At 68.4% G+C, this 17,434-nt stretch carries 18 protein-coding genes; 7 read left to right on the top strand and 11 right to left on the bottom strand.

Going from position 1 to position 17,434, the window contains the following annotated elements:
- Positions 1 to 22 precede the first annotated feature (22 nt).
- Entirely contained in the window at positions 23 to 1,696 is a 1,674-nt protein-coding gene (locus tag ROZ00_06895; protein ID MDT3735932.1) for an AMP-binding protein, read from the bottom strand.
- A gap of 1 nt (position 1,697) precedes the next feature.
- Positions 1,698 to 2,465, bottom strand: coding sequence for a pentapeptide repeat-containing protein (locus ROZ00_06900; protein MDT3735933.1), 768 nt, complete (start codon positions 2,463 to 2,465; stop codon positions 1,698 to 1,700).
- Positions 2,466 to 2,571: 106 nt separating this feature from the next.
- Between ROZ00_06900 and ROZ00_06905 the strand changes: the two genes are divergently transcribed.
- Complete coding sequence (locus ROZ00_06905; protein MDT3735934.1) at positions 2,572 to 4,584, top strand: fused MFS/spermidine synthase; 2,013 nt, start codon at positions 2,572 to 2,574, stop codon at positions 4,582 to 4,584.
- Here the strand turns inward: ROZ00_06905 and ROZ00_06910 are convergent, their stop codons facing one another.
- Positions 4,585 to 5,406, bottom strand: a complete 822-nt coding sequence (locus ROZ00_06910; GenBank protein MDT3735935.1) for an IclR family transcriptional regulator — start codon at positions 5,404 to 5,406, stop codon at positions 4,585 to 4,587.
- A gap of 169 nt (positions 5,407 to 5,575) precedes the next feature.
- Between ROZ00_06910 and ROZ00_06915 the strand changes: the two genes are divergently transcribed.
- From ROZ00_06915 to ROZ00_06925, 3 genes are read left to right on the top strand one after another with little or no spacing between them, the layout of a single operon-like run.
- A complete protein-coding gene (locus ROZ00_06915; protein MDT3735936.1) occupies positions 5,576 to 6,748 on the top strand; it encodes an acyl-CoA dehydrogenase family protein in 1,173 nt (390 codons plus the stop codon).
- A gap of 2 nt (positions 6,749 to 6,750) precedes the next feature.
- A complete protein-coding gene (locus ROZ00_06920; GenBank protein ID MDT3735937.1) occupies positions 6,751 to 7,839 on the top strand; it encodes an acyl-CoA dehydrogenase in 1,089 nt (362 codons plus the stop codon).
- Positions 7,840 to 7,849: 10 nt separating this feature from the next.
- Positions 7,850 to 8,959 (top strand): Zn-dependent alcohol dehydrogenase, encoded by a 1,110-nt coding sequence (locus tag ROZ00_06925; GenBank protein ID MDT3735938.1) that lies wholly within the window; start codon positions 7,850 to 7,852, stop codon positions 8,957 to 8,959.
- Positions 8,960 to 9,022: 63 nt separating this feature from the next.
- Here ROZ00_06925 and ROZ00_06930 read toward each other — a convergent pair whose 3' ends face one another.
- The 7 genes from ROZ00_06930 to ROZ00_06960 form a co-directional block, all read right to left on the bottom strand.
- Complete coding sequence (locus tag ROZ00_06930; protein MDT3735939.1) at positions 9,023 to 9,226, bottom strand: cold-shock protein; 204 nt, start codon at positions 9,224 to 9,226, stop codon at positions 9,023 to 9,025.
- Between the two features lie 159 nt (positions 9,227 to 9,385).
- Complete coding sequence (locus ROZ00_06935; GenBank protein ID MDT3735940.1) at positions 9,386 to 10,054, bottom strand: metal-dependent hydrolase; 669 nt, start codon at positions 10,052 to 10,054, stop codon at positions 9,386 to 9,388.
- A 9-nt stretch (positions 10,055 to 10,063) separates the two neighbouring features.
- The gene (locus ROZ00_06940; GenBank protein ID MDT3735941.1) at positions 10,064 to 10,714 is read right to left on the bottom strand and encodes a DsbA family oxidoreductase; all 651 of its coding nucleotides are present in this window, start codon (positions 10,712 to 10,714) and stop codon (positions 10,064 to 10,066) included.
- Positions 10,711 to 11,694, bottom strand: a complete 984-nt coding sequence (locus tag ROZ00_06945; protein MDT3735942.1) for an NAD(P)H-quinone oxidoreductase — start codon at positions 11,692 to 11,694, stop codon at positions 10,711 to 10,713. Before ROZ00_06945 ends, ROZ00_06940 begins: the two co-directional genes overlap by 4 nt.
- Before the next feature lie 10 nt (positions 11,695 to 11,704).
- Entirely contained in the window at positions 11,705 to 12,139 is a 435-nt protein-coding gene (locus tag ROZ00_06950) for a hypothetical protein (GenBank protein ID MDT3735943.1), read from the bottom strand.
- Between the two features lie 16 nt (positions 12,140 to 12,155).
- Positions 12,156 to 12,842 carry an alternative ribosome rescue aminoacyl-tRNA hydrolase ArfB gene (arfB, locus tag ROZ00_06955; GenBank protein MDT3735944.1) on the bottom strand — a complete coding sequence of 229 codons (687 nt, stop codon included), beginning with the start codon at positions 12,840 to 12,842 and terminating at the stop codon, positions 12,156 to 12,158.
- A 1-nt stretch (position 12,843) separates the two neighbouring features.
- A complete protein-coding gene (locus ROZ00_06960; GenBank protein ID MDT3735945.1) occupies positions 12,844 to 13,197 on the bottom strand; it encodes a YkgJ family cysteine cluster protein in 354 nt (117 codons plus the stop codon).
- 77 nt (positions 13,198 to 13,274) lie between these two features.
- Here ROZ00_06960 and ROZ00_06965 point away from each other — a divergent pair, with 77 nt between their 5' ends.
- Genes ROZ00_06965 through ROZ00_06975 form a run of 3 tightly spaced genes read left to right on the top strand, consistent with a single transcriptional unit; the run spans position 13,275 to position 15,936 of the window.
- Complete coding sequence (locus tag ROZ00_06965) at positions 13,275 to 14,111, top strand: SDR family NAD(P)-dependent oxidoreductase (GenBank protein MDT3735946.1); 837 nt, start codon at positions 13,275 to 13,277, stop codon at positions 14,109 to 14,111.
- 13 nt (positions 14,112 to 14,124) lie between these two features.
- Complete coding sequence (locus ROZ00_06970; protein ID MDT3735947.1) at positions 14,125 to 15,105, top strand: NADPH:quinone oxidoreductase family protein; 981 nt, start codon at positions 14,125 to 14,127, stop codon at positions 15,103 to 15,105.
- A 15-nt stretch (positions 15,106 to 15,120) separates the two neighbouring features.
- On the top strand, positions 15,121 to 15,936 hold the full coding sequence (locus tag ROZ00_06975) for an IclR family transcriptional regulator (protein ID MDT3735948.1): 816 nt from the start codon (positions 15,121 to 15,123) through the stop codon (positions 15,934 to 15,936).
- A 40-nt stretch (positions 15,937 to 15,976) separates the two neighbouring features.
- Here the strand turns inward: ROZ00_06975 and ROZ00_06980 are convergent, their stop codons facing one another.
- Entirely contained in the window at positions 15,977 to 17,431 is a 1,455-nt protein-coding gene (locus tag ROZ00_06980) for a DUF294 nucleotidyltransferase-like domain-containing protein (protein ID MDT3735949.1), read from the bottom strand.
- Positions 17,432 to 17,434: the final 3 nt, after the last annotated feature.

The raw sequence follows: 17,434 nt of genomic DNA on the forward strand, positions 1-17,434 counted from the left end.
GTCCTGCGTTGGGGGAAATCCGTTACTTGCCGCGCTCGCGCAGCTCGCGGCGCAGCACCTTGCCGACGTTGCTCTTCGGCAGCTCGTCGAGGAACTCGACCAGCCGCGGCACCTTGTAGGCGGTGAGCGATTCGCGGCAGTGGGCGACCAGGGATTCGGCGGTGAGCGCCGGGTCCTTCTTGACGACGTAGAGCTTGACCGCCTCGCCGGAGGCATCGTCGGGCACGCCGACCGCCGCTGCTTCGAGCACCTGCGGATGCATGGCCACCACCTGCTCGACCTCGTTCGGGTACACATTGAAGCCGGAGACGAGGATCAGGTCCTTCTTGCGGTCGACGATGCGGACGAAGCCTTTCGCGTCGATGGCGGCGACGTCGCCAGTGCGCAGGTAGCCGTCCGGCGTCATGACGCGGGCGGTCTCGTCGGGGCGGTTCCAGTAGCCCTTCATCACCTGCGGCCCGCGCACGCACAGTTCGCCGGGAGTATCGATGGGCAGCTCCCGGCCGTCCTCGTCGCGGATCGAGATGTCGGTGGACGGCACCGGCAGGCCGATTGAGCCGGTGTAGCCCTCGATGTCGAGCGGGTTGACCGTGACGGTGGGCGAGCATTCGGTCAGGCCGTAGCCTTCGCACAGCGGCACGCCGGTGATGTGCTGCCAGCGCTCGGCCACCGCGCGCTGCACCGCCGCGCCGCCGCCGATGGCGAATTTCAGGCGGCTGAAATCCAGCTTGGGAAAATCCGGATGGTGGACCAGGCTGTTGAACAGGGTGTTCACCGCCGGCAGCGCGACGAACCTGTATTTCGCCAGCACCTTGACGAAGGCGTCGGTGTTGCGCGGGTCGGACACCAGCACATTCACGCCGCCGCGCCCGAGGTGGCCGACGGCCGCGCCGAGCGCGAAGATGTGATAGAGCGGAATCGCCGTGACGAGGACGTACTCGACATCCGGGTCGATGAAGGGGTCGCTCCACACCGCGCCCTGGCGGGCGTTGGCGAGCAGGTTGCGATGGGTGAGCATGGCGCCCTTGGAGACGCCGGTGGTGCCGCCGGTGTACTGCAGGAAGGCGAGGTCGTCGGGCGCCACCTTGACCGGTTCGAAGCGCGCAGCAGCGCCCTGCGCCAGCATGGCGTCGAAGGATACGGCGCCAGGCAGGGAGAACGGTGGCACCATCTTCTTCACGCGCCGCACGACGAAGTGGGCGAGCTGCCGCTTCGGGAAGCCGAGCAGGTCGCCGACGCCGGAGACGACGACATGGCGCACCGGCGTGCGGGCGATGGCCTTCTCCAGCACGTGCGCCATGTTCTCGAGGATGAAGATGGCTTCGGTGCCCGAGTCGGCGAGCTGGTGCTCCAGCTCGCGGGCGGTGTACAGCGGATTGACGTTCACCACCACGCAGCCGGCGCGCAGCGCGCCGAGCAGGCAGACCGGGAACTGCAGGAGGTTCGGCAGCATCAGCGCGACGCGGCTGCCCGGCGCCAGCTTCAGCACCGACTGCAGGTACGCCGCCACGTTGCGCGAGAGGACATCGATTTCGCGGTAGCTGAGGCCGACGCCGGCCGCGCCGCTGACGAAGGCGGTGCGCTCGCCGTACAGGCGCACGCTTTCCTCGAACGTGTCGCCGATCGAGCCGAGATCGTCGACCGCGATCTCGTGCGGCACGCCGGGGGAATAGCTTTTCAGCCAGATCTTTTCCATGTCATTTCCGTTCGCGCGCCACGAAGGGCTCGATGAGGGCTTCCTGCACCGAGGCCGGGCGGTTGCGCACCTGGGTGAAGTTGGCGCTCCAGACGTCGGCATTGGCCAGGTCGGCACCGGCCATGTCGGCCTCGGTGAACACGGCGAAGCGCAGGGTGGCGCCGGACAGCCGGGTACCGACCAGTTTCGCCTTGGTGAAATCGGCGTTCTCGGCGGCAGCGCCGGTGAGGTCGGCGCCGGTGAAGTCGGCGCCGACCAGCTTCGCCCCGGAGAGCACGCCGCGGAAGGCGTAACAGCCGCGAATCGAGCCGCCGGAGAGGTCGATGCCCTCCATCAGGACGTCCTTCAGCTGGGCGCCGGCAAAGTCGGCCCGCGCGGCACGGGTGTCGATGAGGTTGGCGCCGAACAGGTTGGCGCCGTTCAGGCGCGCGTCGGACAGGTCGGCCTCGTCGAAGATGGCGTGGAAGAGGTCCGCCTTGCGGAAATCGGCGGCCTTCAGGCTGGCCTTGCTGAAGTTGGCCCACTTGGCGTTGGCGCCGCCGAAGTCGGCGTTGTCGAGGCGCGCCTTGCGGAAGTCGGCATTCTCCATCTTGGCGCCGGCGAAGCGGGCGCCGCGCAGGTCCTTGCCGGCCAGCTTGGCGCCGGAGAGGTCGCAGGCGGACAGGTCGGTGCGGGCCGCCGGGCGCTTGCAGTCGCCGCGCGGCAGTTCGGCCGCGGGCGCGCCGAGCGGCGCGCCGGCCAGGATTGCGATCAGACAGGCGGTTCTCATCGTCCCCTCCCCCTTGTCCCGGATGCTTTCTTGCTTTCCGCCATCATAAACACTTTGCCGGGCATTTCCATTAGGATGGCTGCCGCCTGCAATTTATTGCCCAGCGATGCCGCTCTTCGCCCTCACCGTCTTCCTCTCGGCCTTCCTGCTGTTCCAGATCCAGCCGATGGTGGCGAAGATGATCCTGCCCTGGTTCGGCGGCGCCTCCTCGGTGTGGAGCACCTGCCTGGTGTTCTTCCAGGCCGAACTGCTGCTGGGCTACCTGTACGTGCACTGGCTGCACGAGTCGCTGGCGCCGCGGCGGCAGGCGCTGGTGCACGCCGCGCTGCTGCTCCTGAGCCTGCTCGCCCTGCCGGTGGCGGCCGATCCGTCCTGGAAGGAGACGGCACAGGCGAATCCGACCCTCAGCGTGCTCGGCGTGCTGACCGCCGCAGTCGGCCTGCCCTACCTGCTGCTGTCGACCACCGGCCCGCTGATGCAAGCCTGGTTCGCACGCGCCTTCGCCGGCGTGACGCCCTACCGCCTCTATGCGCTGTCGAACCTGGCCTCGATGCTGGCGCTGCTCAGCTATCCGGTGCTGGTGGAGCCTTACCTGGAGGTGCGCGGCCAGGCCCTGGGCTGGTCGGCCGGCTACGCGCTCTTCGTCGCCGCCTGCGGCGCGACGGCCTGGTGGTCGTGGCGGCAGGTGTCGCCGGAGCGCGAGCATACGACGGCGGCTCTGGCCGGCGTACCGCGTCCGTCCTGGCGCGACTGCCTGCTGTGGGCCGGCCTGGCAATGACGGCGTCGACCCTGCTGCTGGCGATGACGCGCCACCTGACGCAGGACGTGGCGCCGGTGCCCTTCCTGTGGGTGCTGCCGCTGGCGCTCTACCTGCTGAGTTTCATCCTCTGCTTCGACGCGCCGCGCTACTACGTGCGCCCGCTGTTCCTCGCCGCCCTGCCCGTCGCCTTCTTCGGCATGGACCGCATCCTGGACGAGGGCATGGCGGTGCCGGCCATGATCGCGCTGATCTCGGCCGCGCTGTTCGTGTTCTGCATGGTCTGCCACGGCGAGCTGGTTCGCCGCAAGCCGCATCCGCGCCACCTGACCCTGTTCTACCTGATGCTCTCGCTGGGCGGCGCGCTCGGCGGCATGTTCGTCGGCCTGCTGGCGCCGGCGTTTTTCAGCGCCTACTTCGAGCTGCCGATCGGCCTGTTCCTCTGCGCACTGCTGACGGTGTTCGTGCTCTGGCGCGGCCTGCGGCTGCACTGGCGCATCCTGCTCGTGCTGGCGCTGACCGGCTACGGCTGGCGCCTCGGCATGGTGTCGAAGGAATTCGTCGACGGCTACATCGTCACCGTGCGCAACTTCTACAGCCAGTTGCGCGTCTCCGAACGGCACGACGGCGATCCCGGCTGGAAGCGCGTGATGGTGCACGGGCGCATCAACCACGGCGAGCAGTACCTCGCGGGGGAGGCGCGCCACGTGCCGAACACCTACTACTGCGAGGAATCCGGCGTCGGCCGCGCCATTTTCGCCCTGCCGCAGGCGCGGCCGCTGAAGCTCGGCATGGTCGGCCTGGGCGCCGGCACGCTGGCCGCCTACGGGCGCAGCGGCGACGCGCTGCGCATCTACGAGATCAACGAGCAGGTGCTGCAACTGGCGAACAGCCACTTCAGCTATCTCGCCGACTCGCCGGCGCGCATCGAGACGGTGCTGGGCGACGGCCGCCTGATGCTGGAGCGCGAACCCGACCAGGGCTTCGACCTGCTGGCGCTGGACGCCTTCTCCGGCGATGCCATCCCGGCGCACCTGCTGACGCTGGAGGCGATGCGGACCTACCTGCGCCATCTCAAGCCGGACGGCATCCTGGCGGTGCACATCACCAACCGCTATCTCGACCTGCAGCCGGTGATGGCCGCCGCCGCGCGGCACTACGGCCGCACGGCGCTGCTCTACGCGCTGGAAAAGGACGAGGACAATCCCGCCTGCTACAGCTCGGACTGGGTGCTGATCATGGCGCCGGAGCGCGCCGCGGCGCTGCCGCTGGTGATGAACGACGGCGAACCGCTCGCACCGCGGCCGGGATTCCGGCCGTGGACCGACGGCTTCTCGAACCTCTTCGGCGTGCTGAAATGATCAGCCGCCGAGGGAATCCTCGATGCGCCGCACCAGCTCGACCAGGCGCGGACGCGCCTCGTTCATGAGGAATTCCGGCGACAGCGTGAACGCCGGCCCGCCGCAGTTGATCGACATCGGTGGCATGCCCGGGCCGGGGCGGAAGGCGACGGCGATGGCGTTGACGTCCTTCTGCCAGGCGCCGAAGGAGCAGCAGCAGCCCAGCTCGCGGTATTCCCGGATGCCGGCCTCGATGCCCTCGCGAATCTTCGGCCAGGCGAACTCGTCGAGTTCCTTGATGCGGTCCATCAGCTCGTGGCGCTCGCCGTCCGAGGTTGCGGCGAGATAGGCGCGGCCCATGGCGGTGGTAGCGAGCGGGATGCGCGAGCCGACGTCGAGGCTGATGGTGATGGCCGACTGGCTGCGGCAGTGCTCGACGTAGATCATGCTGAGACGGTCGCGCGTACCGAGCGACACGGCTGCGCCGGAGAAATCCGCCAGGTCCTGCATCAGCGGCCGCGCCAGCTGGCGCACGTCGAGGCGCGCCAGCATCTTGCTGCCCAGCGCCAGGGTCGCCGTGCCGAGGCGGTACTTGCCGGAGACCTCGTCGTAATGCAGGTAGCCGATGCGCGTCAGCGTGTAGGTCAGGCGCGAGACGGTCGACTTGGGTAGTCCGCAGCGTTTGGCGATCTCGATGTTGCCGAGCAGCTTGTCGCCGGAGCGGAAGCAGCCGAGCACTTCGAGGCCGCGCGCCAGCGCGGTGACGAAGTGGCGGTCTTCCTTGGCTTTCGGCGGCGCCGGCAGCACTTTCGGCACTTTGGTCTTCTTGCGGGTCAGGGCCATGGGCTCACCTCCGGTTCATGTTCTGCATCGCGGTACTCGCATCCCGATCTGCTACCGCCGCGTTTTTCGCTCTTGACAGCTTAACATGGCATGCGCAACACTCGCGCAGCATCGCCATTCCAGCAAACTACAGTTCCGCTATGCAGTACGTTACGGGCTGCTCCCGGCCATGAACCTCGACTTCACCGATGCCGAAAACGCCTTCCGCGCGGAAGTGCGCGCCTTCGTGCGCGACGCGCTGCCCCCGGCCATCCGCGACAAGGTGGCGAACGGCATTCACCTCTGCCGTGACGAGCACCTGCAATGGCAGCGCCTCCTGTACGAGCGCGGCGGATGGAGCGGGCCGGGCTGGCCGAAAGAATTCGGCGGCCCCGGCTGGAGCCCGGTCGAGCAGTACATCTTCGAGGAGGAATGCGCGCTCGGCGGCGCGCCGCGCCTGGTGCCCTTCGGCATCAAGATGGTGGCGCCGGTGATCATGGCCTTCGGCAACCGGCAACAACAGGAGCGTTTCCTGCCGAAGATCCTGTCCGCCGAGGAGTGGTGGTGCCAGGGCTATTCCGAGCCGGGCGCCGGCTCCGACCTCGCCTCCCTGCGCACGCGCGCCATCCGCCGGGGGGATAAATACATCGTCAACGGCCAGAAAACCTGGAACACCCTCGGCCAGCACGCCGACTGGATCTTCTGCCTGGTGCGCACCGACCCCGAGGCCAAGGCGCAGCGCGGCATCTCCTTCCTGCTCATCGACATGAAGTCGCCCGGCATCGCGGTGCGGCCGATCGTCACGCTGGACGGCGCCCACGAGGTGAACGAGATCTGGTTCGAGGACGTCGAGGTGCCCGTCGAAAACCTCGTCGGCGAGGAGAACAAGGGCTGGACCTGCGCCAAGTTCCTGCTCGGCCACGAGCGCAGCAACATCGCCGGCATCGGCATCGCCAAGCGCGAACTGGCCCGCGCCAAACGCATTGCCGCCGTCGAGACGAAGCGCGGCCGGCCGCTCATCGAAGACCCGCTCTTCGCCGCGCGCCTCGCCGAGATCGAGATCGATCTGATGGCGCTGGAGATCACCAACCTGCGCGCGCTCTCGGCCGAGGCGGAGAACAAGGCGCCGGGCCCGGAGGCCTCGATCCTGAAGATCAAGGGCACGGAACTCCAGCAGGCCATCAGCGAACTGATCCTGCAGGCCGTCGGCCCCTACGCCCTGCCCTTCATGGGCGCGGCGCCCGGCCCGGCCCACGCCGCCAACCGCGCCGCCCAATACCTCAACCTGCGCAAGCTGTCGATCTACGGCGGCTCGAACGAGATCCAGAAAAACATCGTCGCGCAGATGATCCTGGAGTTGTAACCGTGGACTTCTCCTTCACTGAAGAACAACGCCAGCTCGAGGACACCGTGAGCCGCTTCGTGGCGAAGGATTACACGTTCGAAAAGCGCCGCGCCATCCTGTCTTCCGCAGAGGGCTGGAGCCGCGAGGCCTGGCAGCAGCTCGCCGACCTGGGCCTGCTGGCCCTCAACGTGCCGGAGGCGCATGGTGGCCTCGGCGGCGGGCCGGCCGACACGCTGCTGGTGATGAACGCCCTCGGCCCGGGCCTGCCGCTCGAGCCCTACCTCGCCAGCGCGGTGACGGCCACCGCCCTGCTGCGCGAATGCCGGCAGGGTGGGGAGCTGCTGCCGGCCATGGCCGCCGGCGAAATCATCGCCGTCATCGCCCACGACGAGCCGAACGGCGCCACGACGCATTGCCGTGTCACAGGGACTGACTTTCTGCTCGACGGCCGCAAGTGCGTGGTGGCACACGCAGCCGCGGTGGACTTTCTGATCGTCTCCGCCCGCCTGGACGACGAGTTGGCGCTGTTCCTCGTCCCGCGCAAGGCGGCCGGGCTCACGCTCGACAGCTATCCGACGCTGGACGGCACGCGCGCGGCGGAAGTGCGGCTCGAAGGCGTGCGCCTGCCGGCGGCGGCCCGCCTCGACGCCGGTCGCGAAGCGCTGGCGCGCGCGCTGGACATCGGCCTCGCCGCGCTGTGCGCGGAAGCCGTCGGCATCATGAAGGCGGCCCTCGACGCCACCGTCGACTACCTGCGCACGCGCCAGCAGTTCGGCCAGCCGATCGGCCGCTTCCAGGCGCTGCAGCACCGCGCCGCCGACATGCTGATGCACTACGAGCAGGCGAAATCCATGAGCTATCTTGCCGCCATGCGCTGCACGGCGCAGGATGCGCACGAACGGCGCCGCGCGCTCGCCGCCGCCAAGGTGACCGTCAATCGCGCCGCCCGCTTCATCGGCCAGCAGGCCGTGCAGCTGCACGGCGGCATGGGCATGACCGACGAGCTGGTCGTCAGCCACTGGTTCAAGCGCCTCACCGCCATCGAACTGCTCGCCGGCGACAGCGACACGCATCTGCAACAATTCATTCAAGCATCCGCATACGCCTAAGGGAACCGCCATGCCACAGCGCGCCAAGGCAGCCATCTGCCGCGAAATCAACCAGCCCGTCGTCGTCGAGGAAATCGAGGTCGAATCGCCGCGCCGCGGCGAAGTCATGATCAGGCTCGCCGCCTGCGGCGTCTGCCACAGCGACTATTCCGTCACCACCGGCACCATCCCCTTCCCGCCGCCGGTCGTGCTCGGCCACGAGGGCGCCGGCATCGTCGTCGAGGTCGGCGAAGGCGTCACCGGCATCGCCGTCGGCGACGCCGTCGTCAGCTCCTTCGTCAGCATGTGCGGCAAGTGCCGCTATTGCCAGACCGGGCGGCCGCAGCTGTGCGACCAGGCGGCGAAGGCCGCCTATACCCTGCCCGACGGCACGGTGCGCACGAAGGATCTCCAGGGCCGGCCGCTCAACATCTTTTCCGGCTGCGGCGTCATGGCGGAATACGCCACCCTGCACACCGACAACGTGGTGAAGATCGACAAGGACATCCCGCTCGACCGCGCCGCGCTGGTGAGTTGCGGCGTCATGACCGGCGTCGGCGCGGTGGTGAACACGGCGCGCGTGGAGGCCGGCTCGGTGACGGTGGTATTCGGCGCCGGCGGCGTCGGCCTCAACGCCATCCAGGGCTGCGCCCTCGCCGGCGCGGCGATGATCGTGGCGGTGGACACCGCCGACGCCAAGCTGGAAATGGCGCGGACGTTCGGCGCCACGCATGTGCTGAACGCGAAAACCGAAGAGAACGTCGTCAAGGCGCTGCGCAAGATCACCGGCGGCGGCGCCGACTACGCCTTCGAATGCGTCGGCTACGGCGAGATCGCCGCCCAGGCCTACGGCTGCCTGCGCAAGGGCGGCACGGCGGTGGTGGTCGGCGTCGCCTCGCAGAAGGACAACACCACCGTGCGCACGGCGAGCCTGACCTTCGAGGAAAAGACGCTGACCGGCAGCTACTTCGGCTCGGCGCGCCCGCGCGAGGACTTCCCGCGCCTGCTGGCGCTCTACCGCGCGAAGCGCCTCAAGCTCGACGAACTGATCACGCGCACCTACGCCATCGACGAAGCGCCGCAGGCCTTCGCCGACCTCGCCGCGGGCAAGAACGCGCGCGGCGTCATCGTGTTCGGCTGATCACGGATTCACAGGCGAAAAAAAACCCCGGCAAGCCGGGGTTTTTCAATTCTGCCTCGATGCTTACAGGGGCTTGATGTTCGCCGCCTGCTTGCCCTTCGGGCCGGTGGCCTCGTCATAGGAGACCTTCTGGCCTTCCTTGAGGGACTTGAAGCCGCTCGACTGGATCGCGGAGAAGTGCGCGAAGAGATCCTCGCCGCCGTTGTCCGGGGTGATGAAGCCGAAGCCTTTGGCATCGTTGAACCACTTGACTGTACCTGTTGCCATATTTCCTATCCTAAAAAAATTGAAGGGCGACTGCCCGACGGTTCGTTCGAGTACCCAGAACCGAAATGGCAGTTACATACCGCATCATTCTGTAGCTTGAGTTCGAGCGAACCGGCATTGAACCCGTAACTCGGCAATAAATCAAGCTTTTTTTATTCCTTATCGCGTCCAGGCCGGGGACCTGTTGCAACGATGCGCATCCACCCAGTAAGCCCACAGCACCAGCAGCCACTGCAACTGGCCGACCCAGGCAATCGCCGTGACGTCGGGCGGCGGCGGTCCGGCCAGGTTGCCGGCGTAGATGGCGAGCAGCAGGCCGACCAGCCCGCCGAGCCCCCATGTCCCGACCCGGTCGCGGGGTCGCGTCGCCCTGAGATAGAACCAGACGCCGGCCATGAAGAGCGGCAGTTCGACCGCCAAGGTCGCCGTCAGGGAATCCCACAAAGTCAGTCCCGCCAGGACGGCGCTGCCCGGATACAGCGGCAGATCGGGTTGGTGCACCACGGCATCGAGCAGCCAATGGCTGAGCACGGCCAGGCCGACGACCCACGCGCCGCGCCGATCCTGCCGCAGGAAGCGATAGGCCAGCGCCAGCAGCAGGGCCCAGGCCGCCACGGCCAGCAGGCTGTGCGACACCGGGTAATGCTCGAAGACGAGCGGCGTCACCGCCGTGGTGCCGGGTTCGATGCGCACGCGCTCGACGCCCAGCAGGAGCAAGGTCGGCCAGAGCAGATCGATGAACTGCGCCGCCAGGAACAGCGTGCCGAGGGAGGCGCGCGGCGCCACCGCCTTGGCGCCGAAACCGATGCCGAAGTGGCCGATGAACACGTGTCGCCTCTAGCCCGCCGCAAGCGCCTGACGCAGGGCGCCGAGCATCAGTTCGGGCGGCTGCGCGCCGCCGATGCCGTAGCGGCCGGCGAGGATGAAGAACGGCACGCCGGTGATGTCCATCCCCTGCGCGCGCTCGAAGCCGGCGCGCACCGCGGCGGCATCCTCGTCGCCACGCAGGTAGGCCAGTGTTTCCGCTTCATCCTCGCCGCACTCTGCGGCCAGACGCGCCAGCACGGCAGCGTCGCCGACGTTCTCGCCGTGCAGGAACTGCGCGGCGAAGAGCCGCTCGACCAGGTCGCCGGCGTCGCCGCGTGCCTGCATGCGGTGGATCAGCCGGTGCGCCTTGAGAGTGTTGGCGCGCGTCTCGATGCGCTCGAAGGCGAAGTCGATGCCGGCGGTGCGCCCGGCCTCCGCAATCTGCGCCCAGAGCTGCGCCAGCTTTTCCGGGCCGCCGAACTTCCTCTCGAGAAAGGGCCGGTAGGGCTCGCCCGCCTCCGACGTGTCGGGGTTGAGGAAGAACGGCAGCCAGCGTATCCGCGGCACGACGTCGGGCCGCTCCTGCCTCAATGCGCGCAGGGCGGCCTCGAGGCGCCGCTTGCCGATGAAGCACCAGGGGCAGACGACGTCGGAGACGATGTCGATCCGGAGTTCGCTCATGGCTTCACCTGCAGCACGATCTTGCCGATGTGGGCGCTGCTCTCCATCAGGCGGTGCGCCTCGCCCGCCTGCGCCAACGGAAACGTCGCATGGATGTGCGGCCGCAGCCGGCCGGCGGCGATCTCCGGCCAGATGTTCTTGAGGAGGGCGTCACGGATCTCCGCCTTCTCGGCCACCGTGCGCGGGCGCATGGTCGAGCCGGTGACGGTGAGGCGCTTCAACATCACCGGCATCAGGTCGAACTCGCCCTTGCTGCCCTCGAGGAAGGCGATCAGCACCAGGCGGCCGTCGCGCCGCAGCAGCGAGAGGTTCTTCTGCAGGTAGGGTGCGCCGACCATGTCGAGGACGACGTCGACGCCCTCGCCGCCGGTGATCTCCTTGACCCGTGCGGCGAAATCGCCCTCGCGGTAATTGAGGGCGTGATCGGCGCCGAAGTCGCGGCAGAAGCGCGCCTTGGCCTCGCTGCCGACGGTGACGAGGCACTCGACGCCGAGGCGGCGCGCAAGCTGGATCGCCGTCAGCCCGATGCCGCTGGAGCCGCCATGCACCAGCAGCCGCTCGCCCTGCTTCAATCGTCCCAGATCGACCAGGTTGGCCCAGACGGTAAACCAGGTCTCCGGCAATGCCGCCGCCTGCGCCATATCGAGGCCGTCGGGGATCGGCAGGGCATGCGCAGCCGGCGCCGTGCAGTATTCGGCATAGCCGCCGCCGGGCACCAGCGCCGCGACACGCTGACTGACTTTCCATTCCGTGACGCCCTCGCCCAGCGCCGCCACCGTGCCGGCCACCTCCAGGCCGAGGATCTTTGATGCGCCCGGCGGCGGCGGATAGCGGCCCGAGCGTTGCAGCACGTCGGGCCGGTTGATGCCGGCGCATTGCACCTCGATGAGGATGTCACCCGGGCCCGGCTGCGGCCGCTCGCCCTCGGCCAGTTGCATGGACTCCGGCGTGCCGTCGGCGCCGTAGATGATTTGCTTCATGCGAACCCCTTCATTCGTCGGCGACGATCCAGAGGAAGACCGCCTTGTCCTGCGCCGTCGCCATGCCGGCCAGCTCGGCCATCTGCTGGACGAGCTTCTGCACGTCCTCGACCGCCCATTCCTCGTCCTCGAAGTCTTCGGTCGCCGCAAGCTCCGCGCCGACCGCCTCCAGCCCCGCCTCGTCAAGCTCGGCCAGTCGCCGCACGGAGGCTGCCGGGAAGCGCAGCAGCCACGGTCCCTCCTCGGACTCGGCATGCAGCAGGCCGAAGTCACGCTGCGCCTCGTCGAAGTATTGTCCGGACAGCAGGGCATGCAGCATGGCGAACTTGGCCATGTCGAGGCCGCGCGCCTCGAAGCCCTTCCAGTCGTCGACCGGCCGCTCGGATCCGACGATGTCGGCGGCCTCGTCCAGGTCCGCCACCACCACGCTGCTCATCATTCCCATGGATCGTTTTCCTTTCTCAATCGACGACCTTGCCGCGCAGCGCCTTGATCGCGCCGCGCCGGGTCTTGCCTTCGAGGCGTTTCTTCTGCGCGCCGCGCGTCGGCCGCGTCGGCTTGCGCGCCCGCGGTGCGACGGCGGCGCCGGCTATGAGTTCCCGCAGGCGCTCGAGCGCCGCCGCGCGGTTCTTCTCCTGGCTGCGGAACTGCTGCGCCTTGATGACGACCACGCCGTCGCCGGTGATGCGCTGGTCGCCCCGCGCGAGCAGCCGCGCCTTGCAGTCCTCGGGCAGCGAGGACGCGCCGATGTCGAAGCGCAGATGGATGGCGCTGGACACCTTGTTGACGTTCTGGCCGCCCGCCCCCTGCGCGCGAATCGCATGCAGCCCGATCTCGTCGAGCGGGATGGAGAGGCCGGGAAAGACCTCCAGCATCGACTCGGCGGGACGCTCGCCGCAGGCGAGGCCGCCGGCGAATGCGCGCTTGGCGCCAGGCGACAGCTGCTTCACCTCGTGCTCCGCCTTCTGTGCCGAGGAGCGGTCCGGGAAGGCGACGCTGCCCAGCAGGCGCAGCGGCGGGTGCGAGCGCGTGTAGCGCGCGCCCCGGCCGGCGGCGTGCGCGGCGTAGCGCGCCTCGACATCGACGCTGACGCCGGTGTAGATGCTGCCGTCGCGGCATTCGATCAGGTAGAGAAACCATTCCTTCATCTCAGGCCGCCTCGAGGCGCAACGCGCGCCGCACCATGTGGCAGTCGTCCGAGCCGGCCTGGAACTCCCGACATACCAGCGGACGGTTCTCATAGACTGTGCATCGCACCCGGCAGCCGAGCTCGCCCTCCAGCGCCGCGCAGCGATGGCCCCAGGATTGCATGCGCCATTGCTCGACATCGATCAGGTCGTCCGGGATGCCGGCGCCGTCGCCCTCGCCCATCAGCACCGGCCAGGTTTCCGACCAGGCGCAGCAGCCGCCGCAGGCGACGCAGTCGGGGATCTCCGATGCGCTTGCGCTCACGCTGCCGCCCCGCTCTGCAAAGCCGGGCGCTTCATCCGCTTCTCTCGTCATGATTTCGCTATGCGAACGATGGTTTCGTTTTGCTTGCCTTCATGCTATCTTCCCGCAAATTCTAGCGGAACGACACTATGCACGATTTGAAGGGCAAGACGGCGGTCATCACCGGCGCGGCCAGCGGCATCGGCCTCGCCCTGGCGCAGCGGGCGGCGCGCGAAGGCATGCGCCTCGTGCTGGCGGACATCGACGAGGCGAAGCTCGCCGAGGCGGCGAAGACCCTGCCGGTGGCGGCCGAGGCGCTGTGCACCCGGCGCGTCGACGTCAGCCGCGAGGCGGACATCGCCGCCCTCGCCGACGCGGCCTTCGACCGTTTCGGCGGCGTGCACCTGCTGTGCAACAACGCCGGCGTCGGCCTGACGCGGCTGTCGTGGGAGCTGACCACCGCCGACTGGGAATGGATCCTCGGCGTGAACCTGTGGAGCGTGGTGCACGCCATCCGTCACTTCGTGCCGCGCATGCTGACGCAGGACGGCGAGAGCCACATCGTGAACACCGCCTCCGTCGCCGGCCTGCTGTCCACCCCGGCCATGGCCGCCTACAACGTCAGCAAGCACGGCGTCGTCACGCTGTCGGAAACGCTGTACACGGAACTGCGGGCACAGCAGGCGAGGATCGGCGTCTCGGTACTCTGCCCGGCCTGGGTGCCGACGGCCATCCACACCTCGGAGCGCAACCGGCCGGAACGCTTCGGCACGGCCGCACCGCCCTCGGCCGCCTCCGCCGCCTACCATGCCCGCATGGACCAGGCCGTGAAGTCCGGCCGCCTGACGGCGGACGACATGGCGAATGCGGTCTTCGACGCCGTCGCTGCGGACCGCTTCTATGTCATCCCGCACACCCGCATCAAGCAGGCCGTGCGCCTGAGGATGGAAGACATCCTCGAGGACCGCAACCCGACCCCGCTCTGAGAGGCACGTCAAGATGAAAGCCCTGCTCTGCGCCGAATATGGCCCGCCGCAAAACCTGACCGTGCAGGATGTCCCCTCGCCGAAGGCCGCCCCCGGCCAGGTGGTCGTCGACGTCAAGGCGAGCGCACTGAATTTCCCCGACGCACTGATGGTGCAGGGCCTCTACCAGGTCAAGCCGCCGCTGCCCTTCTCGCCCGGCGCCGAGGTGGCCGGCCTGGTCAAGGAGGTCGGCGAAGGCGTGCAGGGCCTCAAGCCCGGCGACCGCGTCATCGGCTTTCCCGGCACCGGCGGCTTCGCCGAGGAATGCGCCGTGGCCGCCGAGAAGCTCATGCCGCTGCCGGAGAACATGGACTTCGCCACGGGGGCCGCGCTGGTGCTGACTTACGGCACTTCCCTGCATGCCCTGCAGGACTGCGGCCGCCTGCAGCCGGGCGAGTCGCTGCTGGTGCTCGGCGCCGCCGGCGGCGTCGGCGCGGCGGCGGTGGAGATCGGCAAGGCGATGGGCGCGCGCGTCATCGCCGCCGCCTCGAGCGAGGACAAGCTGGCGCTGTGCCGTCAGCTCGGCGCCGACGAGACGATCAACTACGCGACGGAAGACCTGCGCAAGCGCAGCCTCGCCCTCACCGGCGAGAAGGGGGTCGATGTCGTCTACGACCCGGTCGGCGGCGGCTACACCGAATCGGCGCTGCGCGCCATGGCCTGGCGCGGGCGGCTGCTCATCGTCGGCTTCGCCGCCGGCGAGATCCCGAAGATCCCGCTCAACCTGGCGCTGCTCAAGGAACGCCAGCTGCTCGGCGTGTACTGGGGCGACTCGGTGCGCCATGACCCGCGCGGCCATGTCCGCAACATGAAGCAGCTGATGGCCTGGTTCGCCGAGAAAAGGATCAACCCCGTCGTCAGCGAGCAGTTCCCGCTGGCGCGGGCGCCGGAAGCCATCCAGCGGCTGCTGGACCGGCAGGTGAAGGGCAAGGTCGTCATCCTGCCGGAAGCCTAACCAGGGAAGGACAACATGGCCAAGACCGCCCGCAAGACGCCTGCCGAAAAGCCCCGCGCCGCCAAGGACCGCCAGTTCGTCACGGCGCTGGCGCGCGGCCTCGACATCCTGCGTGCCTTCACGCCGCGCCATCCGGTGCTGGGCAACAGCGAGATCGCGCAGCGCACGCACCTGCCGAAACCGACGGTCACGCGCCTGACCTATACGCTGACCCAGCTCGGCTACCTCAACTACTCGCCGGAATCGGGCAAGTATTCCCTTTCCGTGGGCGTGCTCGCGCTGGGCTATTCCTTCCTCGCCAGCCAGGATATCCGCGCCATCGCGCGGCCGCTGATGCAGGAGTTCGCCGACTACGCCCGCGCCACGGTTTGCCTGGCGGCGCGCGACCAGCCGCACATGGTCTTCCTCGAGGTCTGCCAGGGCAACCCGACCTTCCAGATGCGGCTCGAGGTCGGCGCGCGCGTGCCCTACGGCATGACGGCGCTGGGCCGCGCCTACCACTGCGGCCTGCCCGAGGCGGCGCGCGCCGCGATGCTGGAGGAGCACCGCAAGACCGGGCGCAAGGAGGACTGGGAAGGTTTCCGCGCCAGTTTCGAGAAGGCAGTGCGCGAATACCAGAAATACGGCTTCTGCGTCTCGCTCGGCGAGTGGAACAAGGATGTCTATTCGGTCGCCGTGCCGCTGATCTCGCGCGACCAGTCGAAGGTCCTCGCCCTCACCTGCGCCGGCCCGCCCTTCGAGATGACGCGCAGCCGCATCTTCGAGGAGATCGGCCCGCGCCTGATCCAGCTGCGCGACCGCCTCTTCGCCGCCACCGGCGGCAGTTTCTGAACCGGCACGCCGTGCCCGGGCGACTGACTTTTCGGCGCACCTAAAGGCGGTAGTCCAGCCGCAGCTTGTCCTGCAGCTTGCGCGCCTGCTTGAAGGCTTCCTTGAGGATGTGGCGGTCGAGCTCGTTGAGGTCGTCCGGATCGATGCGGTTGGCGCCGGCGTCGTTGCCGTTCAGGCCGTGCTGGTGGCGCAGGCGCAACAGCTGGATGAAATAGAAGCCGTCGATCATCGCCTCGACGTCCGCCCCCAGGCTGGTGGCTTCGGCCGCGCCGCGCAGGCGCTGCGCCGTGCTGGTGACATCCACGCCATAGGCCAGGGAGAAGATGCGGGCGGCATCGACGAAGGGCCGCGAGCCGTGCATCTTGAGGTCGATGGTGTGCGGGAAATCCTTGTTGTTGTCGTAGGTGAAGTCGCGGATCAGGCCCAGCGGCGGCTGGCACTGCAGCGCGTTCTCCGACATCAGGCGCAGGAACAGGGTGGCCTTGCCGCTGGCAGCCAGCAGCCAGTCGCGCAGGCTGTGCGACAGTTCCTCGTTGCCGTACAAGGGGCGGAAGTCGAAGAAGATCGATGCGTTGAGGAGCGCCTTCGGCTCGGGCGACTGGATCCATCGTGCGAATTTCCCCCGCCACTCCTCTTCCGACAGGCACCACTCCGGATTCCCCGCCATGATGCCGCCCTTGCAGAGCGGAAACCCGCAGGCGTCCAGCTTGCGGTTCACCGATTCGGCAAAGGGCAGCAGGCTCTTGCGCACTTCCCCGGCCTCCCCGCCGTCGGCATCGAAGATGATGCCGTTGTCCTGGTCGGTGGACAGCGTCTGCTCGTAGCGCCCTTCCGATCCGAGCGCGATCCAGCACCACTTCACCTGCGGCAATTCGAATTCGTCGTGCGTCAGCTCGACGATGCGCAGGGTGAGCAGGTCGTTGAGGGTCGAGATGAGGTGGGTCAGCTGTTCGGCGGCGACGCCCTGCCCGAGCATGGTGTCGGCCATGCGCCGGATGTCCTTCGAGCAGGTCTGCAGGGCGGCCAGGTCCTTCGCCTCGCGGATGTTGCCGGTGACGTCGTTGAGGCCGGAGCGCTGCAGCGCGAAGAGGTCGTTCTGGGAGACGATGCCGATCAGTTCGCCCGCGTCGTCGACCACCAGCAAATGGCGCAGGCCGCGGCTGCCCATGATGAGGGCCGCCTGGTAGGCGGTGGTATTCGGCTTGACGGTGATGACGCCCGCCGTCATGACCGCCGCAATCGGCAGGTCGAGGGTGCAGCCGGGCAAGGCCACGCGGTGCAGCAGGTCGCGCAGGGTGAATATCCCCAGGGGCAGCTTGCCTCCGCCGTCGGCGACGATGATCGAGCCGATGCGCTTCTCGTCCATCACGCGGATGGCCTGCCGCACGGTGGCGTCCAGCGGCACGGTCACCGGCTGGCGCCGGATCAAGCTGCCGAGGGGGCTGTACATCGCCTGGAAATCGCTCCTGGCGGATGGGTGGGCRGGTTCGTCCATGAT

The organism is Denitratisoma sp., assembly GCA_032027165.1.
Classification (GTDB): domain Bacteria; phylum Pseudomonadota; class Gammaproteobacteria; order Burkholderiales; family Rhodocyclaceae; genus Desulfobacillus.